Here is a 23,737-nt window from a genome sequence, read left to right on the forward strand (position 1 = left end):
CTCGTTTGGGGTACTAGCGGGTAGTAGAAGTCCCCAGGCGAGGAGGGATACCCGTGACGGCTACGACGCGGCAGGTCGGCGAGCGTGAGGCCCGAGAGGTTGCGGAGGCGGCCCGGGAGACGGAGTGGACCCGGCCGAGCTTCGCGAAGAAGCTGTACCTCGGCGACTTCGACCTGTCGCTCATTCATCCGCAACCGCACGCCATCGCGGCGGACGACGCTGCACGTGGCGAGGAGTTCATCGCCCGGCTGGCGGCGTACTGCGCGACCCTCGACGGCCTGCTGATCGAGCGGGAGGCGAAGATCCCGGACGAGTACCTGCAGGGGCTCGCCGAGCTGGGGACGTTCGGTATCAAGATCCCGACCGGGTACGGCGGCCTCGGCCTGCCGATGTCGTACTACGGCAAGGCGTTGATGCTTGTCTCTTCGGTGCATCCGAGCCTGGGCGCGCTAGTCTCCGCGCATCAGTCGATCGGTGTGCCGGAGCCGGTGAAGATGTTCGGGACCGACGAGCAGAAGCAGCGGTTCCTGCCCCGCTGCGCCGCCGGTGCGGTGACCGCGTTCCTGCTCACGGAGCCCGATGTGGGTTCGGACCCGGCCCGGCTGGCGTCGACGGCGATCCCGACCGACGACGGTACGGCGTACCTCCTCGACGGCGTGAAGCTGTGGACGACGAACGGCGTCATCGCCGAGCTGGTCGTGGTGATGGCCCGCGTACCCGAGCACGACGGCCAGCGGGGTGGCATCAGCGCTTTCGTCGTCGAGGCCGATGCGCCGGGGATCACGGTGGAGAACCGCAATGCCTTCATGGGGCTGCGCGGGATCGAGAACGGCGTGACCCGTTTCCACCAGGTCCGGGTGCCGGTCGAGAACCGGCTGGGACGGGAAGGCGACGGCCTGCGGATCGCGCTCACTACGCTGAACACCGGGCGACTGTCCATCCCGGCGACCACCACAGCGGCGGCCAAATGGTGCCTGAAGATCGCGCGGGAGTGGTCCGTGGAGCGCGTCCAGTGGGGCCGGCCGATCGGTGCCCACGCGGCCGTGGCCGAGAAGCTCTCGTTCATGGCTGCCACCACGTATGCCCTCGAGGCGGTGCTCGACCTGTCCGCCAATCTGGCCGACGCGGGCACCAAGGACATCCGGATCGAGGCGGCGCTGGCCAAGTTGTGGTCCAGCGAGATGGCCTGGCGGATCGCCGACGAACTGGTGCAGATCCGCGGTGGACGCGGGTACGAGACCGCCGACTCGCTGGCGGCCCGCGGTGAACGGGCGGTGCCGGCGGAGCAGATCCTGCGCGATCTGCGGATCAACCGGATCTTCGAGGGCTCGACCGAGATCATGCATCTGCTGATCGCGCGGGAGGCGGTCGACGCCCACCTCTCCGCGGCCGGCGACCTGGCCTCAGCGGACGCCGATCTCCAGGCCAAGGCGAAGGCCGCGGTGAACGCGAGCGGGTTCTACGCCAAATGGCTGCCTCAGCTCGCCGTCGGCAAGGGATCCGATCCCCGGTCCTACCGCGAGTTCGGGCCGCTCGCGAAGCACTTGCGGTACGTCGAGCGGTCGTCGCGCAAGCTCGCGCGGCAGACGTTCTACGGCATGGGGCGGTGGCAGGCGAAGCTCGAGTACCGGCAGTGCTTCCTGGCCAGGATCGTGGACATCGGGGCGGAGCTGTTCGCGATGGCGGCGTCCTGCTCGCGAGCCGAAACGCTACGCGGCCAAGATGCCGCTCGGGGCGAGTCGGCGTACGAGCTGGCGGCGGTGTTCTGCGAGCAGTCGCGGCTTCGGGTGGACCATCTGTTCGAGCAGCTGTGGAGCAACAGTGACGACGCCGATCGAAGGCTGGCCCGGCAGGTGCTCGATGGGAAATACAGTTGGCTCGAGGACGGCATCGTGGACCTCTCCGAGGGAACCGGCCCCTGGATCGCCGAGTGGCAGCCCGGCGAATCCAAGACGGACAACAAGTCCCGCCGCTACCGATAGCTGGTCAAGGACCTGTCACTAGCGAGCTCCGTACTGCTTGGCAATACGCTCTGATCAGGGATGTGGCGGCGGCTGGGTTGGAAGCGGCTGCGCTGTGGGCGGCGCGGGAGAGTTCGGTGATGGCCCAGTGGCCTTGTGGGTCGACGGCCATCGCTGTCAGTTCCTCATCGAGGGCGGCGTCGTCGGTGATATCGAGGAGTACGTTCAGGGCGACCTTAAGTTTCCCGCGCGCCCGCAGGATCTGGCGGGCGTTGTAGCGGCCGAAGTTGCGGTAGGCAACGAAGCTCGCCGTGTCGAAGAACTGGTTCAGGGTCGACTCGCGCGGGTAGGTCGGGTACCGCTCGTGGAATGCGAGCAACGCCGCGGGCATCTCCTTGGCAAGCCCCGGCTTGGCGTACCAGAGGACGCCGACCGGGGTCTTGTCTGTGAACGATCCCGCGCCCTTGCTGAAGAACCCGATGTTGACGGTCCGGGGCGAGTACGCCGGCACGCGCGAGCTGCTCGGGGTGGCCCGGAGCGGGTCGAGACTGATGTCGATCCGGATGTCGCACTCGCTGGGGGCGATCGCGATGGCCTTGCCGAGCGAGCTTGTCGCGTCACCCGGACCGGAGTCGGCGTCGACGCAGACGATCTCGGTGATTTCGGGGATCCGGAGCAGCTCGACGAGTCCAGTGTTCTCCCAGTGCCCGCCGTCAGTCAGGTACAGGTACGGGTCGTCGAGATCATGGATCCCGAAGAACTCCTTGAACAGGTAACCGAGCCCGGTATGGGGGTACGCCAGGCCGGGCTTGTTCTCCAGGCCGGCTGCTTCGAGTTGGGTGATGAAGCGTGGGTTGGCGATCCACACGCCGAGGCGGATGTTGAAGAAGGCCAGCAGCATGCTGGTCGGCCCGATCTGGTACCGCCCCATCGCGGGGGAGACCGCGGCGCTGGAGATGGCGACTGCCATCATCGTCGTGATCCGCTTGTGCAGCTTGCGGCCGAGTCGGTCGAGCACTCGGGTCGACGCGGCGAACTGCAGCGTGTTGCCGCGCCCGTCCTGGGGCAGATGCAGGATCGTCCGCTCAGGGTCGAACGTCACGCTCAGAGCCGGAGTGCCGTAGCGGGTACGCACAGCACGTGAGGTCACAGTGCTGGTCGTGCACACCACCAACGGCGTACGGGCCGCTTTCTCGTCGTAGTTGAAGGCGAACAGGCCGGGTTCCCGCTTGGTCTTGTCCGTCCCAGCGGCGTCGTTCTCGTACGGCTGCACACGGAGCCCGTCGTCCCCGCCCGGGGTCCGGTACGTCGCGTAGGCCAGCCGCAGCTTGCCTCGGTAGAAGGGTGCCAGCGACCAGCTCTCGGAGCTGGGGCCCAGGAGCACAATGGTCAGCAGCGCCAGCGCGAGAACCCAGTTCCAGCCGGATTGCCAGCTGACCAGATCGTCGGGGGACCACGTCACCTCCTGCTTGGCCGCGGTCCACGTCGCCAGCGCTGTCACACCGAGCCCGCCGATGGCGAAGGCAACACCGCCGAGCATTGGTGCGAAGCGTGCTGCCGGCTTCCGGAGAATGCGGACGACCGAGCCGACGACACCGGCGCTCGCACCAACTGTGGCGACCAGCGTGGGCAACGACAGATGGGCGACCGCGCCGACCAGCTCGACGAAACCCCACAAAGTCAGTGCGAGCAACGCACCCAGGGCCAGTGCGCTGTACGACGCCCGCTTGAGCGTCTGCAGCGTGACGCGCGCCCACTTGTTGTTCTGGGCGTAACCGACCAGGAACTGGCCTGCGAGGACCCAGAGCATCAGGACGACGAATCCGGCGACCAGGAAAATGATCCCGGGCAGCGAGAGCGAATGACCCGTGACGAGATCGTGCATCGCGTCCTCCGGCAGCTCGCCGCTCTGGTCCGTGAGGCTGCGCAATGCCCAGCCCACAGGCCGTGTGATGGCCCAGAGCATGCTCACCAGCACTACCACGTTGACTGTCAGACCCGCGATCACCGTCGCGAACACAGCTGGACGGTACGACGCCTTGGTGGACGTCTGGCTGCCCTCGGGGCCGGCTTGCCTGGTCGCCTTCGCGGCAGCCGGATCGGTGTCGGATCCGCGAGGTTGGTTCGACCCGAGGTACCCGAGGTTGTCGACGAGATGACGCTCCTCGGCGGTGAGCCACCCGTTGTCCTGCTGCTGCCACGGGCTAGGTGCCTGCTGGCGGAGGAGCTCCCGTTCAACGCTCGCGGCGTCTGTTGTCGGGAGGCTGGATCGAGAGATGCTCCAGCCGGCCGCCATGTTCGATCCGCCCGACACGGCGGTGACCGCGCGTGCCCCGGACCAGCCGAGGATCTCATCGTCAAGTTCCTGGAGTGCGCCGAGGCTGATCGACGACGCCCGGATGCCGCCGCCAGACAGGGCAATGCCATACATCGCCACTCCGGGCGGGGGTTCGCAGCGTTGCATCTGGTTGCCCTCTGCGGCTTGGGTGACCGCTTCCGAAGGTTCCGCCTCCGGAGCCATCCCAGCGACCTTCCGGGCGTACGCCGGCAGCTTCAGAGACGCGATCCTGACCCAGTGCGGCGTCGACCACCACGCGAAGGCACCTGCCGCGATGTAGATGATGGCGACGAGGAGCAGGGTGAACTTGGCCCAGGCGCAGACCGCGGCGAACTGCCAAGGTCCGTTCGACGGTCCCGCGTTGAGCATCAAGATGTTCTCGGCGACGTCGAAGACGCCCGCGACGACGACGGCGATGACGACCGTCGTACGCGCTCGTCGTAGCGACGGCAGCCGGAAGTAGGTGCCGGCCCACGACACCAGTAGGCCGAGCAGGAAAACGTAGGAGACGATGAACCAGAAGTCCTGCTGGACCGCGGTCGTGAAGACTGGATCACACTCGCAGGCCTTCCATGCCTCGCTACCGCCCGCGAGTTCGATGTCGACGATCGACATGTTCGTGCCCTTGAGACTCGCCGCGTCGCCGAAGTGTGCTGCGGCAAGAGCACTCAGGATCAGAGCAAGCCAGCGCAGCACGGCACGCCAGCGGCGCTCCATGTCGGTGGCGAGCAGAACGACCACCAGCACGATGGCGAGCACGAGGAACGCGACCCAGACCGCCCGCGGCAAGGCGTCGGCTCCGACACGGTCGCCGAGAAGCACTGCGCCAAGCCCGACGACGACGGCGCCGACCAGCAGCAGCACCACCCGCAGCCAGTAGTGAAAGGAAACATCCGTGCCCTTTGCGAGCCCGCCGTCCGGCGGATCCTGAAGAATCGCCATTTACTCCACCCCCGGTTGATCGGCACTAATGCGTACCGACACTCTCGAGCTGATCCATCTCACCTGTAAGAGGCCCGGAAACGGCGACTGATACGCCTCCACCAACACAATTGGGTTTCGGCGCCTGGAACTTGAGTTCTTCGGCTTGGCCGGGCTGCAGTGCCGCTGGGAAGGACGGTGACCGGTGAAACGGCGTCTCCGGAGCTGAACAAGTTGCGTTGAGGAATGTCCTTCTCCATCCCAGCTCTGCCAGAAGCCTGCCACGATGGTTGGCGATTAGAGGCAGGAACCGCCGGGCAGGGCATATCTGCGTTCCCGCCGACGATCGCCTTCAAAAGCTGGAAGAGATCTAGGAGTGGTACCTCGGAGGTCCAGCGCCTGGTCATCGCCAGAGCCATCTCTGGCATGCGCAGCAGCTAAGAGGCCCACGAGTGACCGCATCGTGCTGTCGCCAATCGGGGCGGGCAAGCGGACTCGCCCCGGACTTGGCCGCTCACTGGATTGTCGGGACTGCAACGAGCTCGATGGTCGCCGCTGACTCGCGCCTGCCCTGGAAAGTGCCACGCTGCGTCTGCTGAGGCGCAGGGAGCGGAGCGGACGCACCTTCGGGACAGAAGCAGCACCGCGACTTAGTGAGGTGATCGGATTGCGCTTCCCGGCGGAGTGACGCGCTGCATCAAAGTATCTGGCTCACTGCATCAGATCCGAGCCTGCCCTGCCCAAAGCCTGATCAAGCGCCATAGCGACACCGTCGTGACGTCGTTTCAGATCGGCGGGGTCGATTGCGTCGTTCAGACCTCCGACTGAGTGGCGGACCGCCTCAAGCTCCTGCCGCAGACTTCCACTTCCACTGAGTATGGCCACCTGCCCTAGAGCTGAACGCGCAAGCGCGTTGCAGCGATATGCCTCCTGCCGAAGCTCTACTCGCTGCTCCTCTGGAAGAGCCGCCAACCGGGCTTTAGCACGGTTGTATGTCGCACGCTCATATTCGTACAGAGCCGCGGCACAGTCACCGTAGGCGCGGAGCTTGGCGGTAAGGAGCTGGCCCTCGCGGCTTGCTCGACGCTGCCAGTAGGCCGCGAACCATGCTCCGAGGAGCGTCGATACAAAGCCCATGGCGGCGACTAAGACTGTGGCGTCCATTGAACGACTTTACAACTGGCAGGGCTGGATCAGTCCAAACGCGCATGCGCGGGTTTTGCCGAGATTCAGCGGGCACGTCTCCTTGTCGGCCTGAATGACGCGGGGCTAAGACTCCGGATCAAATCGGCCAGGATGCCGAAATCGCTGCTCCGCTGCATACCAAAGCCAGGCAAGAGGCGAAGCCGCGCTGTTCCTCTGACGTGAGAGGCGTTTGGTTGACATGCGTGCTCGATAAGCTGCGTCGGGTGAGTGGGAGCTTCGAGGGGTGGCCGCGGGGTGCGTTTGATGTGCTGTTGCGGCTCGAGGGGGAGCCGTCGGCTGGTGTCAGGCGGGAGTGCAGGCGGGAGCGGGAGGAGCTGGTTCGGCGGCCGATGATTGAGCTGCTGAATGTGGTGGCGGACGCGGATCCGGCGTACGAGGACTTTTCGGTCTGGGGGTACGGCGATGTGCTGGTGCGGGCGTGGCAGCGGCAGAGTGCGATTGTGCGGCTGGGTCGGAACGTTGAGCTTGGAGTCCGGTTCGATCTGGATGGGGTAGAGGTCAGCGTGGCGTGGTGGTACGCGCCGTCGGTGCAGATCGAGCGCTATCGGGCCGCGGTGGCGGACGACGGTTCTGGGCCGCGGCTGGTTGCCATTGTGCGGAAGCTCGAGCGGGAGGGATTCGCGATCTCGGGCGATCTGCTGAAGCGGCCGTTGCGTGGTTATCCCGTTGACCATCCGCGGGCGCAGTTGTTGCGGCACAAGTCGGTGATCGCAACCCGAGCACTCGGCTGCGAGGAATGGATTCACACTCCGGCCGCAGCCGACCACGTACTTGCCGCCTTCTCCCAGTTGCGATCGCTGTCGCACTGGCTGGTTGAGAACGTGTCGTGATGGCGCACAGGCTTGAGTTTCGGCTGTCAGAGAATCCGTGGGCGCCGACTGCGGTCATCGAAGAAGTCAACGCTCGAACGGGCAGCGGACTGGTGCTGACCGGGCTCGCTGATCAGGTGGGCGGTTCCAGCAGCGCGGCGTTCGTGCAGTGGGCGGACGGGCGCGAGTCGGCGATGACGCGTACTCGCACGCCGTTGGCGGTGATGCGGCAGACGGCGGGTGTGCTGAACGACGTACGCGGGCAAGCTCTGCCCGTTCCCGAGCATCAGTTGGTACTGGAGCTCTCGGATGGGTACGTCGTTGTTGTGCAGGAGAGGTTGCCCGGACGCCATGTGAGTCAGCTCAACTCGACCACGGCTGCTGCGTTCGTCGCGATGAACGAGCGGTTCGCTGGGGTGCTACGTGACTATCCGGAAGTCCCGCGGCCGAGAGCCTTTCCTGACAGCGCCAGCGTGTTCGAGGACACCATTGGCCGGCTTGGTGAGCGTGGCCGACGACTGCTGGAGCGACTGCGTGAAGTTGACGGTGGGCGGCCGTTTCGCATGCAGGGCGATGATCTCGTGCACACGGACTACACGCCGGGCAACGTGCTGTTCGATGACGCCGGCAGTGTCAGTGGCGTGGTCGACTGGAACGCCGGCGCTGTGCGTGGCGATCGGTACTACGCGCTCATCGGGCTGCACTGGGGCAGCGTCGGACGGAGGACGATCGGGGCCGAGGAGTTCAGGCAGGTCGAGGAGAAGTTGGCCGACCTCAGCCCGGCGACCCGACGCAGCTACGAGGCGCACTGGATGGTCGACCAGGTGCATGAGTCAATCCTCAAAGGCTTCCCGCTGGAGCGCGTTGAGGACGACCTGGCACGAGCGGAGAGAACCATCTGATCGATTTGAGCTAATGCATCAGGCACGGTGCTGGCCTGATGTGATGTGCAGCTGGACAGACACCCCTGGTGTTAAGGGTGTCAAGCGGCGGTGGTTGTGGTGCGGTGGGCCCAGGCTGTGTGGGGGTTGTAGGTGGTGTGGGTTTTGAGGCAGCCGTGGAGGATGCCGGTGAGTCGGTTGGCGATCTGGCGGAGGGCGGCGTGGTGGCCGAGGCCTCTGGCGCGGAGCTGGTCGTAGTAGGCGCGGACGTGGGGGTCGTGCAAGACGGCGGCGTTGGCTTGCAGGCCGAGCGCGTTGATGAGCCGGTTGTTGTGGATGAACCGGGCGTGGACGGTTTTCAGCTTGCCGGATTGGCGGGTGATGGGGGCGGTGCCGGCGTAGTTCTTGCGGGCTTTCGCGTCGGTGTAGCGGCCGGGGGCGTCGCCGAACTCTGCGAGCACCCGGGCGCCGAGGATCTTTCCGAGGCCGGGCTGGCTGCGGTAGATCTCAGCGTCCGGGTGCTGGCCAAAATAGGCCTCAACGCCGTTCTGCAGGGCCGGGATCTGGGTGTTCAGGGTCTGCAGGATCGCGATCGTGGAACGGATCGTGATGGCGTAGGCGTCGGCGACCAGGTCGGGCTGGCCGAGGTGTTCGGTGCGCAGCGCGGCCTGGATCGCGGCAGCGCGGGCCGGGACGTCACCGCGCCGGCCGGCGGTTTTCAGTGCCGCGGTGATCTGGGCGATGGTCAGTTTCGCTGCTGCCGCCGGTGTGGGGGCCTTGTCCAGCAACGCCAGCACGTCGGAGCTGGTCAACGTCAACGAACCCAGCTGGTAGGCGCTCAACGCGGCTGGGAAGTACTCCCGAAGCGCTGACCGCAGCCGCAGCATGTGCCGGGTCTGCTCCTGGATCAGCCCCTGATGCGCCCGGGCCAGCACCTTCACCCCGGCCGCCACCTGCGAGTCAGGCTCGACCCGGCGTAACTGATGGCGCCGGGTCCGGACCATGTCGGCCAGCGTGTGCGCGTCGGTCTTGTCGTCCTTGGCACCCGACAGCGAGATCACCTCCCGATGCCGAGCCGCCAGTTTCGGATTCACCCCGAACACCGCATAGCCCGCCGCGATCAACGCACCAACCCACGATCCCCGGTCGGTCTCGATCCCCGCCATCACCTGGCCCGGGCCGTCGTCATCGCCCAGGAACTCCGCAACCAGTTCGTGGAACCCGACCACCCCCGCAATGCCGTCGGTGACCCGTTTGCGGGCCAGCACCCGGCCCTGATCGTCTTGGACCTCGAGGTCATGGTGGTCTTCGGCCCAGTCGTCACCAACGAACAACACGATGCAGTTCTCCCGTCACACACCCGCATGACCCGCATGACCCGCATGAGTAGAACCAGCAGCCGGCAGGAGACCTCGGCGCCCTAATGGATCAGTGCTCACACCACCAACCCGCAGTGCTGGGCACGACACCCCATCAGCCATTCACGCCTCCTGACCACCAGCAAGGGCACGCTCTGTCCACAGGGCTCAAAGCCCAGGAGGTATGAGTGCTCACTCACCAGCAGCTACAAACACCGAGTCTGTCACCGACCGACCCGATAACACCCATTAGGATGTGTCAGGTGGCCGGGTAGTGCACCTGAGCGTGAACGTATCCGTGCGTACAGTGTCTCGCCGGTGCTCTACCTGTCGAGCGTGCACATCACACGGCCCGCGAAGACCGTGCCGCCACCAAACCGATCATCCAGCCGGCCACCCGGCGCACCAGCACCGCTACCTGCGCCACAGTCGCTCGAGCTGATTCATTTGGCCAGTCTGTTGTAGATCTCGCGCTGCTCGTCCGGCAATGGCAGTTGCCTTCTGGTCGACAGGCGCGTGAGTTCGCTGCGGAGGATTCAGGTTGCCAGATCCAGTGGGTTCAGGAAGTCGCTCGTGTAGACGGGGGAGTCCTTGGCCGAGTTGGACCCGCCGAGAAACTCCTTCAACTGCGGTAGGTTCCCGAGGCTGTCCCACGGCGAATTGTGCGGTGGCCGTCCGTCCGGCGTCTTCAGCAGTTGATCGAAAGCCGCCTCATAGATGCGCTGCTCATCGGCGATCGTTTTGTACGACGTGGTGAACTCGTCGGTGAGCGAGTTCAGGTAGCTCTCCATGCTCGCGACGCTGGACCTCAACGCCGATCGACGGGTCTCCAGGATGTCGCTGGTCTGGTCGAGGGCGCGTACGACGTTGCGCAACTGTACGGCGGAATCGATGAGGTCACGCATTTCATTGCCGTACGTCAGGGCGGACTGATGTGCGGCGATCAACGTTCTGACCCGCTCGGTCCGATCGTGCACAGCCTTCAGATCAGTCAGGACCGCCCGCACGAACCGCACCTGCTCAGCCCGCACCTCGCGAACCCGCTGCACGTCCTCCAGAAACAACTTCACCAGCCCGCCGAGCAACGCCCCGAAACACCAACTTGGAGCGGATCTCTGACTGGCTGACCACCCTGCTCGTGGGCGCGACCTTGACTCAACTCGGACCGATCAAGGACGGCGCCGGCCGGCTGTTCAACGGACTGGCGCCTGCGGTCGGCGGACAGCCCGGAGCGAGCGCGTTCGCCGGGAGTGTCGTTGTCTACTTCGCCGTCGTCGGGTTCCTGGTCGGATGGCTGTACGCGCGACTGCGTCTCGGGCTGGCGATGAGCGCGGCGGACGCATTGCTGGACCTGTCTCGTCGTGCGGCGAGCGCTGGAGACCTCGGCACGGCGAGGGCCGCGAAGGATGCCGCTATGAACATCACACAAGGCACGACCGGCGCTGCGCCGACGAGTCCCGTGCAGAACATCGGTGGGATCGCGGACAGGTACGACGAGCTACGGTCGACGCCGGCGAGCCCTCGGCGTACCGGTCAGATGGAAGACCTCGTACGGCAAGGCCGTGCGATGGCCAAGTCGGGAGAGTTCAGCGCGCAGGACGTCCAAAGCATGTTCACGCTCGGTACCCCCGGCCGGCGGGTGATGGCGCTTGCTCTGATGGAGGGCGACATCCACCTGGCCGACTTCTCCTCGGTCCTGCAGGCGATCGAGGGATCGCAGTCGGCGTTCGAGCAGTATCACGGCCTGATTGTTGCCAACTCGATGCTCGGCTCGCTGTCTCCGGACGAACGAAGGGGCCTCAAGACGGCTCTCGAGGACCCGACGGTGACATCCCGCTGGGCACAGGATTCCGCACGCCAGGCCCTGGCCGACACGATCTACAACCGCCTGGACGAGACGCCTTAGACGCCCGACCGTGAGCCTGGGTGACGTGAGGTTACTGAGCGATCACGCTCAGGCGTCGGGTTGGGCGCCGAGGGAGTGGAGTTTGGAGAAGGGGGCGACGACTCGGAGGAGGCGGCCGGCGCCGAAGTCGATGATGACGGTGCCGTCACCTTCGACCGAGTGAACGCGGCCGAGTCCCTCCCTGTCGTGAGAGACCCGCTCACCGACTTCGTAACTCTTCAGCGAGTCGGAAACCTGGGCCTTGAAAGGACTGGTGGACAGGTGACGACGCGTCGTCGCGCGATAGGGCAGCATCAGACCTCCAGTATGCGCCGTTCCGGGCGACTCTGCGACACGGGAACCCCTCGGAGGCCCGAGCCGCCGTGGTTTGATGAGGGTGCCCACCGCCCCGAGGGAGCTCGATGATGCGCAAAATTCTGGTCTTGTTACTGGGTCTGTCCATGGCCGGGTTGAGCGGGACGAGCGCGCAGGCGGCGCCGGTGGGAGACCGGGACGTAATCGTCCAGCTGTTCGAATGGAACTGGACGTCGGTCGGTCGGGAGTGCGGCGAGGCACTCGGCCCGAAGGGGTACGGCGCGGTGCAGGTCTCGCCTCCGCAAGAGCATGTCGTGCTACCGGGCTCCGGGTATCCGTGGTGGCAGGACTACCAGCCGGTGAGTTACAAACTGGACAGCACGCGCCGCGGAACGCGCAGTCAGTTCGTTGCCATGGTCAACAGTTGTCACGCGGCCGGCGTCAAGGTGTACGTCGATGCCGTGATCAACCACATGACCGGTGGCTCCTCGGGCGGCACCGGCAGCGCGGGGTCGACGTACACGCACTACGACTACCCGGGGACGTACCAGACGCAGGACTTCCATCACTGCGGGCGCAACGGCAACGACGACATCGTCAACTACGGCGACCGGTACGAGGTACAGAACTGTGAGCTCGTCGACCTCGCCGATCTCGCGACCGGGACCGACTACGTGCGAGGGCGAATCGCGGCGTACCTGAACGATCTGCTGTCGGTCGGCGTCGACGGGTTCCGGCTCGATGCCTCGAAGCACATGCCGGCCGAGGACATCGCCGCGATCAAGTCCCGCCTGTCGCGTCCGGCGTACCTCTACCAGGAAGTGATCTACGGCGCCGGCGAGCCGATCACCCCGGACGAGTACGTCGGGAACGGCGACGTACTCGAGTTCCGGTACGGGAAGGATCTCGCGAAGATCTTCAACACCGAGCGGCTCGCCTACCTGAAGACGTTCGCGGAGCCGCTGGCGTCGGATCGTGCCGTGGTGTTCACCGACAACCACGACACGCAGCGCGGCAGCGGCGTACTGACGTTCCGCGACAACGGCCGCTACGCGATGGCGAACGCCTTCATGCTGGCCTGGACGTACGGGACGCCGAAGGTGATGTCGAGCTACGAGTACACGTCGAACGACGAAGGTCCGCCGTCGACCAGTAGCGGGCAGACGGTCGACACGACGTGCTTCAGCAACCGCTGGCGGTGTGAGCACGAGTGGCGGGTGATCGCCAACATGGTCGGCTTCCACAACGCCGTCCGGGGGACCGGCGTCACCGAGTGGTGGGACAACGGCAACGACGCGATCGCGTTCGGGCGTGGCGACAAGGGCTACCTCGTCCTGAACGACGAGAGCTCGGCGCTGACCGGCCGGAGCTTCCACACCCAGCTTCCGGCCGGCGTCTACTGCGACGTCTTCCACGGCGACTTCTCGGCGGGCAGCTGCACGGGTCCGACATACACCGTCGACTCATCCGGCTGGTTCCGCGCCGACATCGCCGCCACGGACGGTCTGGCACTGCACGCCGCCGCACGAGTTTCGTAGGGCCTCACTACTTGCACTTGAACTCGAAGTCGTCCGGGTTGGTCGTCTCGTACTTGCTCGTCTGCCACGTGATCGCCGCGGCGGCACGGATCTTGAAGAAGTGCTCCTTGAACTTGTCGTGGACGCCCGCGTCGTTGATCCGCAGGATGATGTCGTCGTTGTGGAAGGGCGACTTCTTGTTCAGGTTGTGGCTTCCGGTGAAGACGACCTTCTGGTCCCCGTTGCCGGCGTAGTTGCCGTCGATCAGGATGTTCTTCTCGTGGGTTCCGCACTGGTTGTTGCTGAACTCGCGGACCTCCGGCCCGTGGAACTTGCCGGTCGGGGCGCGCAGCAGTCCACCGCGCAGCGGACCCTCCTCGGCTTGGCTCACCTCTGTGCCGACGACGTCGACGTAGCAGCCCTCGTTGTCCAGCCGCCAAAGCTCGGCAGCGACGGCTGCCCCGCCGCCCTTGGCGATTTGCGCCGCGGCCACTCGGACGATGGTCCGGTGCTCCTTGTCGCTGGTGCCGCCGGTCGAGTTACCGTCGCATTTCACGCTCTTCAGGATGTTCGCGAAGGTGACGTTGCCGCTCGACTCCGGGCGCGGCGAGACATACAGCTTGTACTTCGCGTTGGACACCGGGCCGTGCTCATTGATGAAGTGCTGGTACTGGTCGGAGCGCTTCTCCTCGGTGTTGAGATCGGAGAAGTACTCCTGGTACTTGTCGTACAGCCAGTTCCCGTCGTCGCCCATCGCGGTGAACGCGGTGTTCCACATTTTCGGGCCGGAATGCTCGCTGAGATTCGAACTCGTCTGCACGACCACGTTGGACTGACCGCGGGTCTTGCTGAACAAGTAGAACTTGTTGTGCATGATGTGGTCGCCGATGCACGACGTGTGCTTGTTGCCGCCGGAAGCGGTGCCTGGCTCGCAGTACTTGATCCAGGAGATCCTGCTGGCGTCGGCGGCGATCTTGACGTCCCGGTACGGCGCCGTTCCGCGGTGCTCCGCGTCGACGATGATCTTCACCGTCACCCGTTTGGTGTTGATCTTGTCGATCAGGGCCTTCGCGATCTCGTAGTCGTCGAACCGGTACGACGCGATCGTGATGGCCGAGTCCTCCTCGGCGCCCTTGATCAGGTTCACCAGGTAGTCGCGGATCCGGTACCGCTCGCTCGTGGAGCCGTTCGGATCGTTGTCCACGAACGTGGTGGGTTTGTCGGGCGTGGCATTCTTCTGCTCCTGTGCCGCGCCGGTGGCCTGTGCGCCTCCGCCGTACACCAGTGCGCCGGTCGTCGCGGCGACCACGAGTCCTTTGACCAGATCCGAAGGTTTCATACCGGCGACGGTAGGTACGCCGGTTATACGCCGGTTATCGAGCCGGGATAACGAGCCTATAGCGCCTGTTCCTAGCGTCGTGGCATCAACCATCCAGGAAGAGGAGTTGTGATGGGCACGCGATTGGTGCTGATCTCGGCGGCGACCGCCGTGCTGATGGTGGGCGGTGTCAGCGCGGCCGCGATGGGTCCGGCCGTGAAGACAGGCGCCGAGACCGCGCGGGAGAAGGACTGCCGGGCGACTGCCAACAGTTTGCCGAGCAGCGACAAGCACATCTATCTGTACACGGCGAAGAACTGCGCAGACGCCAATGGCGCGAAGGACGATTCCGGTGAGGACCGTGACCACGGCGACAGCGAGGGCCAGATTCAGAAGTGGGACAACAGGGCGGGTTCGCTGATCAATCACAGCGACGCGACCGTGGAGTTCTACACGCGGCCCCGGTGGAGCGACGCGGGCGATCGATTCTGCGTCCGTCCCGGGCACTACGTCACGAAGCTCTACATGTACGGCGACGGCAAGAACGAAGCGGGCAACTGGAGCAACAGCATCAGCTCGCATCGAGAGGTGAAGCCGGACAAGTGCAAACGCTTCTTCGGCTGGCGCATCAACTAACTCGCCGCTGAGCCGTCTTTGAGAAGCCACCGACCATTCTCGCGGCCCGATCGTGGTCGGTGGGTTCCCAAAGATGGCCCGGGGGAAGGACCCGATCGTCGCTTAGCCTGAAGTGATGGTTGGGGACGGGGTGGAGATCCGGGTGCTGGGGCCGGTCGAGGTGATCGTTGGGGGTAGGGCGGCGAACCTCGGGGGCCAGCGGGCCCATCAGGTGCTTGCTGCCTTGCTGATGGAGGCGGGCCGCGCGGTGTCGGCGGACGAGCTGATCGACGCGGTGTGGGACGACAATCCGCCGGCGTCGGCGCGCACGCAGCTGTCCATCCAGGTGTCCACGCTGCGGCGCGCGCTCGCCGACGCCGGGTGCGAACGCGAACTCATCGAGACGACACAGCACGGCTACCGACTGAACGACCAGGAGGCTCGGATCGACCTGGCAGAGGCCGAGCGGCTGCAGTCCGAGGCGCAGGTTGCCGGCGATCTCGAGGACGCGGCCGACCGGTTGCGCGCCGCCCTCGCGCTCTGGCGCGGTACGGCGTTGCGCGACCTGTCGACCCGCGCGTTGAGCGCCAGTGCCCAGCGGCTGGCCGAACTGCGGCTGACGATCGCCGAGCAGTTGTACGACGTGGAGTTCGCGCTCGGAAGGTACCGCCAGGCGATCGCGGAGCTCAGCGCCCTGGTCGCCGAGCAACCGTTGCGCGAACACCTGCGTGCACTGCTGATGACGGCGTTGTGGCGATCCGGCCGGCCGGCGGAGGCACTCGAGTGCTACCGGGACGGCCGGCGCCTGCTGGTCGAGGAGCTCGGCATCGAGCCGGGCCGGGAACTCCGCGAGCTCGAGCGTGCGGTGCTGGCCGGTGCAGCGCCGGACGAACCACAGGCCGGCCAGGAAACCGTCGTACCGGCGGAGCTGCCGCTCGGTGTGCCGACGTTCACCGGGAGGGAAGCCGCGATCCGCAGGCTCCGCGATCTGCTGGCCTCCGCGCGGCCGCGCCCCGCACCGATCGCGGCACTCGCGGGCCCCGGCGGTGTCGGCAAGTCCGAGCTCGCGGTGCATGTCGGGCACCTGCTCGCCGATGCGTTCCCCGACGGCCAGCTGTACGTCGACCTGCGCGGATCGACTCCGGACGTCGCGCCCTTGGAACCCGCCGAGGTGCTCGGTCGGTTCCTGCGTTCGCTCGGTGCCGCCGACGGGGCCGTTCCGGCGGAGACCGATGAGGCGGCCGCCCGGTTCCGGTCGATGACGAACGACCTGCGCCTGCTCGTGGTCTTGGACAACGCGCTGGACGTCGGTCAGGTCGAACCGTTGATCCCGGCCGGGCAGGACTGCCGCACGATCGTCACCAGCAGACGGATCCTGGGGGCGCTGCCCGGCGCCGTCCACGAACCTCTCGAGGTGCTGCCCGAGGAAGACGCGATCGCGTTGCTGGGTCGCTTGGTCGGTCGGGTCGACCTGGCTGACCCGGAGCAGCGCCAGGCCGCGGCCGACGTCGTACGGCTGTGTGGGGCCCTGCCGCTGGCGGTTTCGATCGCTGCGTCTCGGTTGACCTCCCGCCCGTCGTGGACCCTGCCGACTTTGGCCGATCGGCTCGCGACCACCGACCAGGGGTGCCGGCGGTTGAGTGAGTTGCAGACCGAGGATCGCGGCGTACGGGCAAGTTTCCAGGTCAGCTATCAGGAGCTCGACGATCGGCAACAGCGGCTCTTCCGGCAGATCAACCTGCTGGACGCTGCCGACGTCGGCGTCCCGGTTGTCGCGGCGATGGCGGAGATCAGCACCAGTACCGCCGAGGATCTGCTCGAGAGCCTGGTCGACATGCAGTTGCTCGAGAGCCATACGCCTGGGCGGTAGGGCGCACGATCTGCTCCGGCTTTTCGGCCGCGACCGCGCCGTTGCGGCGGACGACGACGCCAGCCGCGCAGCCGCCGTACGACGTGCTCTGCATTGCTATCTGGCTACCTCGCGGACCGCGTGCCGGCTGCTGAACGCCGACGCCGCCTGGCGGACCGAGGCCGGCCCCTCATCCCTGCAGGGGGTTGGGATCGAACTGCGCGAGCGCGACGAGGTCTACGCGTGGCTTGATTCCGAGGCCGACAATCTGTCCGCGATCGTCCGCCAGGCTGCCGGACTCGAGCCCGGGCTGGCGGCCGCGATCGGCTCTGCGGTCGGCCTCGGGCTGACCCTGCGCGGCCGGCATCGCGACAGACTCCGGCTCGGCGAACTGGTGCTGTCCGCGGCCACCGAGCCGTTCCACACCGCGGTCGGCCACGAGAACATCGGGGCCGCGCTGCTGCGCTGGGGAGACTACAGTTTCGCGATCGAGCACCTGTCGCAGGCGCTGTCGGCGTACCGGGAGATAGGCAACGAGCCGGGCGAGGCGGTACAGCTCGCTGCGATGGCGTCGGGGTACCGCCTGCTGGGGCGCCATGACGAGTCGATCGCCCACTCGCGAGCGGCGATCGAGCTGAACAGGCGCAACGACCGGCCCACTGCACTAGCCGACTCCCTGACCAGCCTCGGTCTGACCTACCGGCACGCGGACCGGCCCTCGGACGAGGTCGCCGCGCACACCGAGGCATTGGCGATCGCCGAGTCGCTGGACGAGATGAACTGGCTGGCGAACATCCTCTGCAACCTGGCCGAAGCGACGCGACTGGCTGGCCGACCCGCGGAGGCGCTTGCCCATTTCGAGCGCGCGCACGCGGCCAGCCGCCGGTCCGAAGCGACCCAGACGCTCCTCGACGCCGAGATCTGGTGGGGCCTGGGCCGTACGCAGGCCGATCTCGGTTCGTCCGGTACCGCACGCGACTGCTGGCGCCGGTCCGCGGCGATCCTGCACGAGCTCGGGTTGATCTCGGCCGCCGAACGGCGCGAGATCGGAAGCTCCGACACTCCGGCGGCTCCGGATCTGATCGGCCGGAACACCTGATCGGTCAGATCCGGTCCAGGGGTACCTGCTCGATGCGGGTCCAGCCTTTCCAGCCTCGTTCTTCCAGGAGGGCTAGGATCCGGCCGGCGCCTGGGGCGGCTTCGAGCATGGCCGAGTCCATGAGGTGGACCAGGTCGTCGTCGAGGCCGTAGCTGCCGATCGCGCCGGCCTGTACGGCGGCGATCATCAGGCGCTCCAGGATGTCGACGATCTCGACGATCCGTGGGCTGTCGTCGGACCAGTCGAGCGCCTCGTTGACGATGCGGTAGAGCTTCACCATGTCGGGGTGCTGCAGCGATTGGTGTTTCTGGACGATCACGTCGTCGACCAGGTGCGGGACCTGGGCGGCGATCATGATCCAGGCGTCGCGCTCCAGCTCGATGTACTGCTCTCTCATTCCGAGCTCGCGGAGCCGGTCGAGGTAGCCCACGACGCTCGGTGGAAGCGCGAGGTGCTCGCCGGCCGCGAGTCTGGCGAGGCGTTTACGGGTGTCCTGCAGCCGCCGGATCTCGGTGCGCAGTTCCTTGTCGATCTTCTCGACGCCGTCGCTGAAGTCGTCCGGGTCGGCGTCGAGGAGCTCCTGCACCCGGGCGAGCGGTACGCCGGCATCGGCCAGGACATGGATCCGGATCAGTCGCACGACAGCGCCGGCGTCGTACGCCCGGTACCCGGAGTGGTCGCGTGCGGGCTCCGGCAGCAGGCCGATCTTGTGATAGTGCCGTACCGCTCGCACCGTCACCCCGGCGTGCGCCGCCAGCTGGCTGATCGTGAGCATAGGTCCAAGCCTGCCTCAGGCAACTTTCCGGCGATAGGCAGCCACCGCGAAGGCGTAGGCGACAACGAGGATGCCGACGCACCACGCCATGGCCGTCCAGATGTCGTCTCCGACCGGTTGCTGGGCGAACAGGTTGCGGATCGTGTCGACGATGGAGGTCACCGGCTGGTTCTCGGCGAACCAGCGCACCGGGCCAGGCATTGTCTGCGTGGGCACGAACGCCGAGCTGACGAACGGCAGGAAGATGAGCGGGTACGCGAACGCGCCTGCTCCCTCGACCGTCGAGGCAGAGAGCCCCGGGATCACGGCGATCCACGTCAGGGCCAGCGTGAACAGGAACAGGATCCCCGCGACGGCAAGCCAATCCAGCACACTCGCGCTCGACCGGAACCCCATGACCAGCGCGACACCCGAGACGATCACCAGCGAGATCAGGTTGGCGACCAGCGAGGTGACGACATGCGCCCACAGCACGCCTGATCGTGCGATCGGCATCGACTGGAACCGCTCGAAGATCCCGCTCTTCAGGTCCATGAAGATCCGGAACGCCGTGTACGCGACGCCGGACGCGACCGTGATCAGCAGGATGCCGGGCAGCATGTAGTTCACGTACTCGTCCGTCCCGGTGTCGATCGCGCCGCCGAAGACGTACACGAACATCACCATCATCGCGATCGGCGTGAGGACCGTGGTGATGATCGTGTCCGCGCTGCGGGTGACGTGGCGAAGGCTTCGTCCGGTGAGGGCGCCGGTATCGCTGAGGAAGTGGGTGCTCATGCTCGGTCCTTGGTGATTGCGAGGAACACGTCCTCGAGGGTCGGCTGCTTCTCGACGTACTCGACCTTGGCGGGCGGGAGGAGCTGCTTGAGTTCGGTGAGGGTGCCGTTCACGATGATCCGGCCCTGGTGCAGGATCGCGATCCGGTCGGCGAGCTGTTCGGCCTCTTCCAGGTACTGCGTGGTGAGCAACACCGTCGTACCGTGGCCGGCGAGTTCCTTCACCGTCTGCCAGACCTCGATCCGCGCCTCGGGATCGAGCCCCGCGGTCGGTTCGTCGAGGAAGATCACCGGCGAGTTCCCGATCAGACTCATCGCGATGTCGAGGCGGCGGCGCATTCCGCCCGAGTACGTCGCTGTTCGCTGGGCGGCTGCTTCCGTCAGCGAGAAGCGGTCGAGGAGGTTGTCGGCGACCGCGCCGGGGTCCTGGACGTGCCGGAGCTTGGCGACGAGTACGAGGTTCTCCCGGCCGGTGAGGATCTCGTCGACGGCGGCGAACTGCCCGGTCAAGCTGATGGATTCCCGTACGTCGGCCGGCTGCGTGGCGACGTCGAAACCGTTGACGGCGGCCGTCCCCGCATCCGCCTTGAGGAGCGTCGAAAGGATCCTGATCGTCGTGGTCTTGCCCGCCCCGTTGGAGCCGAGCAACGCGAAGATGCTGCCCGGCGCGACATCGAACTCCACGCCCCGCAGTACCGCCTTCTCCCCGTACGCCTTCTCCAGCCCCTGCACCCGAATCGCCGGCCCAGCGGCCGATTGAACTGTCATGCCCGCCACTCTGCGGGGTTGACCCTGCGTCAAGGTCAACCCGCCGTTGGAACTGGGGATAGGCGGTGGTGACTGGGAACAGGAAATACCGGGTGCCCACCCACCAGGGCCTATCTCGTGTTCACGGAGGAGGCCGGCGGGAGGCGGGTTAATTGTTTGACGATGCAGGACATGGGCTGGTCTGCTGTGGGGAGGTGTGCCGGAGCAGCCGGTGCGGGCCGGGAGGAGGTGAAGCGATGACTGTTCTGTCCTGCAGTTTCGCTTTGAAAGGTTCTTCGGTTTGGCATTCGCACGTTCGTTCAGCTGTGAACATTGCGGCGTAGAGGTCTCCCTCGACGCCCCCGGAACTACCCATCGCAATCATTGCCCGAGTTGCTTGTGGTCGCGTCATCTCGACCGCAACGTGCCGGGTGATCGCAAGGCCGACTGTGCCGGCGGCATGGAGCCGATCGCGGTCACGGTCCGCGGCGAGGGCCGCTGGGTCCTCATCCACCGGTGCACCAACTGTGGGCGTCTCCGCCTCAACAAGACCGCCGGCGACGACAACGTCCTGCTCCTGATGCGGCTGGCAGCGCTCCCGCTGACCATGCCGTTCATCCCATTCGCGGCCGAGCCGGAGCCCGAGCACAACGGGAACGGGAACGGGAACAAACCTCGCAAACCTAGGGCCCGCAAGAACGCGACTAGCGACGCGCGACCGGCGTGAAGCGCGTGGGCAGGAAACGGATGGCGGCGAGGGCGAGGCCTGCGAGGGTGCAGGCGACGGCCGCGCTCAGGATGAGCGGGGTGTAGCCGAGCGCGGTGGCCAGGGCAGCGGCGGCCAGTGGAGCCGTCGCAGACGCGAGCGTTGTCGGTGTTCCGAGGAGGCCGGCGATGGTCGCGTACCCCTGGTCGCCGTACCGGTCGAGAATGATCGCGGGCTTGGCGATGGACGCAACGCCGAAGCCGAGGCCGAACGCGATCAGGCACCCGGCGGCGCCGGTGGTGCTTTCGCCGGCGGCAGGCAGGACGGCCAAGGCGATGCCTTGGAGAAGGATGACCGCGGCGCTGATCGATGTCATCGGCAACCATCGGCGGAGGACGGAGACCGTGATCCGGCCGGTGACGGAGAGCAGACCGAGTAGACCTGCGAGCGTGGCGGCCGTGGTGGGGGAGTGCCCTAGCTTCGTGAGATAGGTGACGAGGTGTACGCCGATGATCGCGAGGGCCGCGCTGTGGAGGACGAACACGACCGCGAGCAGCCAGAACCCGGAGTCGCGCAGAACGCGGGCCGGTGAGGTGTGAGGTTCATGAGTGCTCCTGCGCGTGTTCGGCCGAGTACCGCGTAGAGCGAGGACATGCAGGGGGATGGTGGCGAGGGCGAGTACGGCGGCCAGCACGAGGAGAGCGTGCCGCCAGCCGAGGGCGTGGACGAGCTGGCCGGTCAGGGGGATGAAGATCGAGCTGGCGAATCCGGCCACGAGGGTGATCGCCAGGAGCGCCGCCGTACGGCGTTGTGGTGCGGTGACCGCGACGACGACGGCGAACGCGGGTGGGTACAGCACCATGGCCGAGGCGATGCCGATGGCAACAAAAGCGGCGTACAGCTGGGTCGTATTCTGGGCCTGTGACCAGGCGAGGACTGCGCCGGCTGCGATGACCGAACCGACGCTCATGACTCCGTGGCCGCCGCGGTTGTCGAGGCGGCGGCCGATGGGTACGGCCAGGACGGCGCTGACGAGTGAGGCGAGGGTGAGGGCGCCGGTCGCGGTGGTGGGGGAGATGCGCAGGTCTTGGCGCATCGGTTCGAGTAGGGCGCTGAAGGCGTAGTACAGGACGCCGTAGCTGACGGTGGTGGTGATCGCGAGCGCGGCGATGACGTCGCGACGCATGCCGCCACGACCGGCGTTGGCGAGGCCGGTCGTGGTGGCGGGTGCAGACATCAGTTGCAGCAGCCGGATTGCTTGTCCTCGATCACTGTGAGCAGGCCGCCGCTGATACCGGTGGCCAGGCCGCGGGCGGCTGGTGTGGTGAGCTCGACGGCTTGCGGCGTGGGGCCGCAGCAGCTGCCGGCTTCGGCGGATTCGCCGAAGGCGAGGTTGGAGGAGCAGACGCCGGTTTCGGGGAGGTCGAGTTGGACGTCGCGGGCGGATTCCCAGTCGCCGGCGAGTGCGGCGACGACCGAGCGGGCCTGTTCGTAGCCGGTGGCGAGCAGGAACGTCGGTGCACGGCCGTAGGACTTCGCGCCGATCGCGTAGTAGCCCGGCTCGGGATGGGTCAGCTCGTCGACTCCGTGCGGCGGGACTGTGCCGCAGGAGTGCTGGTTCGGGTCGATCAGCGGCGCGAGGGCGCGGGTCGAGCCGAGAACCGGGTCGAGGTCGAGCCGCAGCTCCGCGACGATGTCGTGGTCCGGGCGGAACCCGGTCGACTTCACAACCGTGTCCGCGCTGACGGTCCTCTCGCCGGAGCGCAGCTCGATCCGCCCGTTCGACGTACTGACGGACTCGATGCGGAAGGAGCTGACGAGCTCGACCTGGCCGGACTGGACGAGCTTCTTCAGGCGGGAGCCGAGGGCGCCGCGAGCGGGCAGTTCGTCGGCGTCGCCACCGCCGTACGTGCGGGCCTGGTCGGTGCCGCGGACAACCCACACGATCTCAGTTCCAGGCACCTCCTCCGCGAGCCGGCCGAGATCCAGCAAAGTGGTCGCAGCGGAGTGGCCGGCACCGACGACGGCCGTACGGCGCCCGGCGTACCGCTCCCGATCAGCACCAAGTACGTCGGGCAACGCCCGAGCAACACCACGCGAGATGGAGGTCTCGCCGCGGGCTGGGATGCCGGAGGCGCCGAGGACGTTTGGTTTGCGCCAGGTGCCGGAGGCATCGATGACGGATGACGCGAGCAGTTCGGTGCCGTCGGCGAGCCGGATGAGGAACGGTGCGTCCTCGCGTCCAGCAGTGCGGATCCGGTCGAATCCAACCCGGGTGATCGCAACGACCTCAGCGCCGTACCGGATCCTGTCGTTGAGCTGCGGGAGCTTCGTGAGCGGCTCGAGGTACGCGTCGATGAGCTCCCCGCCGGTCGGCAGCGTGCCGAGATCCGGCGCGCTCCACCCGCCGGCCTCCAGCAGCCGGCGTGCCGCGCTGTCGAGGTCGTAGCGCCACGGGCTGAACAGCTTCACGTGCCGCCATTCCCCGATCGCCGCCGCGACGCCCGCACCGGATTCCAGTACGACGAAGTCCAGCCCACGCTCGGCCAGATGCGCCGCCGCAGCCAGCCCGACCGGACCTGCCCCGATGACCACCACGGGTGCCACCACCTGCTCGCCCACGATCCACTCCCTGTCTTGAAGTTCATCTAATCAGCGAGT

20 protein-coding genes are annotated in these 23,737 nt (G+C 66.6%); 9 read left to right on the forward strand and 11 right to left on the reverse strand.

Features of this window, described 5'->3' with window-relative positions:
• The first annotated feature begins 53 nt into the window (after positions 1 to 53).
• Positions 54 to 1,982: an acyl-CoA dehydrogenase family protein gene (locus OHB24_RS31820; protein WP_327634555.1), complete on the forward strand. Its 1,929-nt coding sequence runs from the start codon at positions 54 to 56 to the stop codon at positions 1,980 to 1,982.
• 4 nt (positions 1,983 to 1,986) lie between these two features.
• Here the strand turns inward: OHB24_RS31820 and OHB24_RS31825 are convergent, their stop codons facing one another.
• Both OHB24_RS31825 and OHB24_RS31830 read right to left on the reverse strand, forming a co-directional pair.
• Positions 1,987 to 5,241 carry a hypothetical protein gene (locus tag OHB24_RS31825; RefSeq protein ID WP_327634556.1) on the reverse strand — a complete coding sequence of 1,085 codons (3,255 nt, stop codon included), beginning with the start codon at positions 5,239 to 5,241 and terminating at the stop codon, positions 1,987 to 1,989.
• 690 nt (positions 5,242 to 5,931) lie between these two features.
• Positions 5,932 to 6,384 carry a hypothetical protein gene (locus OHB24_RS31830; RefSeq protein ID WP_327634557.1) on the reverse strand — a complete coding sequence of 151 codons (453 nt, stop codon included), beginning with the start codon at positions 6,382 to 6,384 and terminating at the stop codon, positions 5,932 to 5,934.
• A gap of 371 nt (positions 6,385 to 6,755) precedes the next feature.
• On the opposite strand from OHB24_RS31830, the gene OHB24_RS31835 reads away from it, so the two are divergent.
• Positions 6,756 to 7,256, forward strand: coding sequence for a DUF2461 family protein (locus tag OHB24_RS31835; protein ID WP_327634558.1), 501 nt, complete (start codon positions 6,756 to 6,758; stop codon positions 7,254 to 7,256).
• Positions 7,256 to 8,137 carry a phosphotransferase gene (locus OHB24_RS31840; protein WP_327634559.1) on the forward strand — a complete coding sequence of 294 codons (882 nt, stop codon included), beginning with the start codon at positions 7,256 to 7,258 and terminating at the stop codon, positions 8,135 to 8,137. Before OHB24_RS31835 ends, OHB24_RS31840 begins: the two co-directional genes overlap by 1 nt.
• A gap of 80 nt (positions 8,138 to 8,217) precedes the next feature.
• Here OHB24_RS31840 and OHB24_RS31845 read toward each other — a convergent pair whose 3' ends face one another.
• Together OHB24_RS31845 and OHB24_RS31850 are read right to left on the reverse strand one after the other, a co-directional pair.
• A complete protein-coding gene (locus tag OHB24_RS31845; RefSeq protein WP_327633785.1) occupies positions 8,218 to 9,453 on the reverse strand; it encodes an IS110 family transposase in 1,236 nt (411 codons plus the stop codon).
• Between the two features lie 557 nt (positions 9,454 to 10,010).
• The gene (locus OHB24_RS31850; RefSeq protein WP_327634560.1) at positions 10,011 to 10,544 is read right to left on the reverse strand and encodes a hypothetical protein; all 534 of its coding nucleotides are present in this window, start codon (positions 10,542 to 10,544) and stop codon (positions 10,011 to 10,013) included.
• 32 nt (positions 10,545 to 10,576) lie between these two features.
• Here OHB24_RS31850 and OHB24_RS31855 point away from each other — a divergent pair, with 32 nt between their 5' ends.
• Positions 10,577 to 11,380 carry a hypothetical protein gene (locus tag OHB24_RS31855; protein WP_327634561.1) on the forward strand — a complete coding sequence of 268 codons (804 nt, stop codon included), beginning with the start codon at positions 10,577 to 10,579 and terminating at the stop codon, positions 11,378 to 11,380.
• Between the two features lie 48 nt (positions 11,381 to 11,428).
• On the opposite strand, the gene OHB24_RS31860 is transcribed toward OHB24_RS31855, so the two are convergent.
• Positions 11,429 to 11,674: a hypothetical protein gene (locus OHB24_RS31860; protein WP_327634562.1), complete on the reverse strand. Its 246-nt coding sequence runs from the start codon at positions 11,672 to 11,674 to the stop codon at positions 11,429 to 11,431.
• A gap of 110 nt (positions 11,675 to 11,784) precedes the next feature.
• Between OHB24_RS31860 and OHB24_RS31865 the strand changes: the two genes are divergently transcribed.
• Positions 11,785 to 13,212, forward strand: a complete 1,428-nt coding sequence (locus OHB24_RS31865) for an alpha-amylase (protein ID WP_327634563.1) — start codon at positions 11,785 to 11,787, stop codon at positions 13,210 to 13,212.
• 7 nt (positions 13,213 to 13,219) lie between these two features.
• Here OHB24_RS31865 and OHB24_RS31870 read toward each other — a convergent pair whose 3' ends face one another.
• The gene (locus tag OHB24_RS31870; RefSeq protein ID WP_327634564.1) at positions 13,220 to 14,530 is read right to left on the reverse strand and encodes a phospholipase D-like domain-containing protein; all 1,311 of its coding nucleotides are present in this window, start codon (positions 14,528 to 14,530) and stop codon (positions 13,220 to 13,222) included.
• Between the two features lie 111 nt (positions 14,531 to 14,641).
• Between OHB24_RS31870 and OHB24_RS31875 the strand changes: the two genes are divergently transcribed.
• From OHB24_RS31875 to OHB24_RS31885, 3 genes are all read left to right on the forward strand, one after another.
• Positions 14,642 to 15,145 carry a hypothetical protein gene (locus OHB24_RS31875; protein WP_327634565.1) on the forward strand — a complete coding sequence of 168 codons (504 nt, stop codon included), beginning with the start codon at positions 14,642 to 14,644 and terminating at the stop codon, positions 15,143 to 15,145.
• A gap of 115 nt (positions 15,146 to 15,260) precedes the next feature.
• Positions 15,261 to 16,994, forward strand: a complete 1,734-nt coding sequence (locus tag OHB24_RS31880; protein WP_327634566.1) for an AfsR/SARP family transcriptional regulator — start codon at positions 15,261 to 15,263, stop codon at positions 16,992 to 16,994.
• Entirely contained in the window at positions 16,894 to 18,072 is a 1,179-nt protein-coding gene (locus tag OHB24_RS31885; RefSeq protein WP_327634567.1) for a tetratricopeptide repeat protein, read from the forward strand. Before OHB24_RS31880 ends, OHB24_RS31885 begins: the two co-directional genes overlap by 101 nt.
• Positions 18,073 to 18,076: 4 nt before the next feature.
• Here the strand turns inward: OHB24_RS31885 and OHB24_RS31890 are convergent, their stop codons facing one another.
• Genes OHB24_RS31890 through OHB24_RS31900 form a run of 3 tightly spaced genes read right to left on the reverse strand, consistent with a single transcriptional unit; the run spans position 18,077 to position 20,391 of the window.
• Positions 18,077 to 18,847 carry a MerR family transcriptional regulator gene (locus OHB24_RS31890; protein WP_327634568.1) on the reverse strand — a complete coding sequence of 257 codons (771 nt, stop codon included), beginning with the start codon at positions 18,845 to 18,847 and terminating at the stop codon, positions 18,077 to 18,079.
• Between the two features lie 15 nt (positions 18,848 to 18,862).
• Complete coding sequence (locus tag OHB24_RS31895) at positions 18,863 to 19,624, reverse strand: ABC transporter permease (protein WP_327634569.1); 762 nt, start codon at positions 19,622 to 19,624, stop codon at positions 18,863 to 18,865.
• Positions 19,621 to 20,391: an ABC transporter ATP-binding protein gene (locus OHB24_RS31900; protein WP_327634570.1), complete on the reverse strand. Its 771-nt coding sequence runs from the start codon at positions 20,389 to 20,391 to the stop codon at positions 19,621 to 19,623. The genes OHB24_RS31895 and OHB24_RS31900 overlap by 4 nt, the downstream gene beginning before the upstream one ends.
• A 280-nt stretch (positions 20,392 to 20,671) precedes the next feature.
• Here OHB24_RS31900 and OHB24_RS31905 point away from each other — a divergent pair, with 280 nt between their 5' ends.
• Positions 20,672 to 21,097, forward strand: coding sequence for an RNHCP domain-containing protein (locus tag OHB24_RS31905; protein WP_327634571.1), 426 nt, complete (start codon positions 20,672 to 20,674; stop codon positions 21,095 to 21,097).
• On the opposite strand, the gene OHB24_RS31910 is transcribed toward OHB24_RS31905, so the two are convergent.
• Positions 21,075 to 22,313, reverse strand: a complete 1,239-nt coding sequence (locus OHB24_RS31910) for an MFS transporter (protein ID WP_327634572.1) — start codon at positions 22,311 to 22,313, stop codon at positions 21,075 to 21,077. The two genes, OHB24_RS31905 and OHB24_RS31910, sit on opposite strands and share 23 nt — an antisense overlap.
• Positions 22,313 to 23,698 carry an FAD-dependent oxidoreductase gene (locus tag OHB24_RS31915; RefSeq protein WP_327634573.1) on the reverse strand — a complete coding sequence of 462 codons (1,386 nt, stop codon included), beginning with the start codon at positions 23,696 to 23,698 and terminating at the stop codon, positions 22,313 to 22,315. Before OHB24_RS31915 ends, OHB24_RS31910 begins: the two co-directional genes overlap by 1 nt.
• Positions 23,699 to 23,737 lie beyond the last annotated feature (39 nt).

Origin of the sequence: Kribbella sp. NBC_00482, assembly GCF_036013725.1 — a bacterium.
Classification (GTDB): domain Bacteria; phylum Actinomycetota; class Actinomycetes; order Propionibacteriales; family Kribbellaceae; genus Kribbella.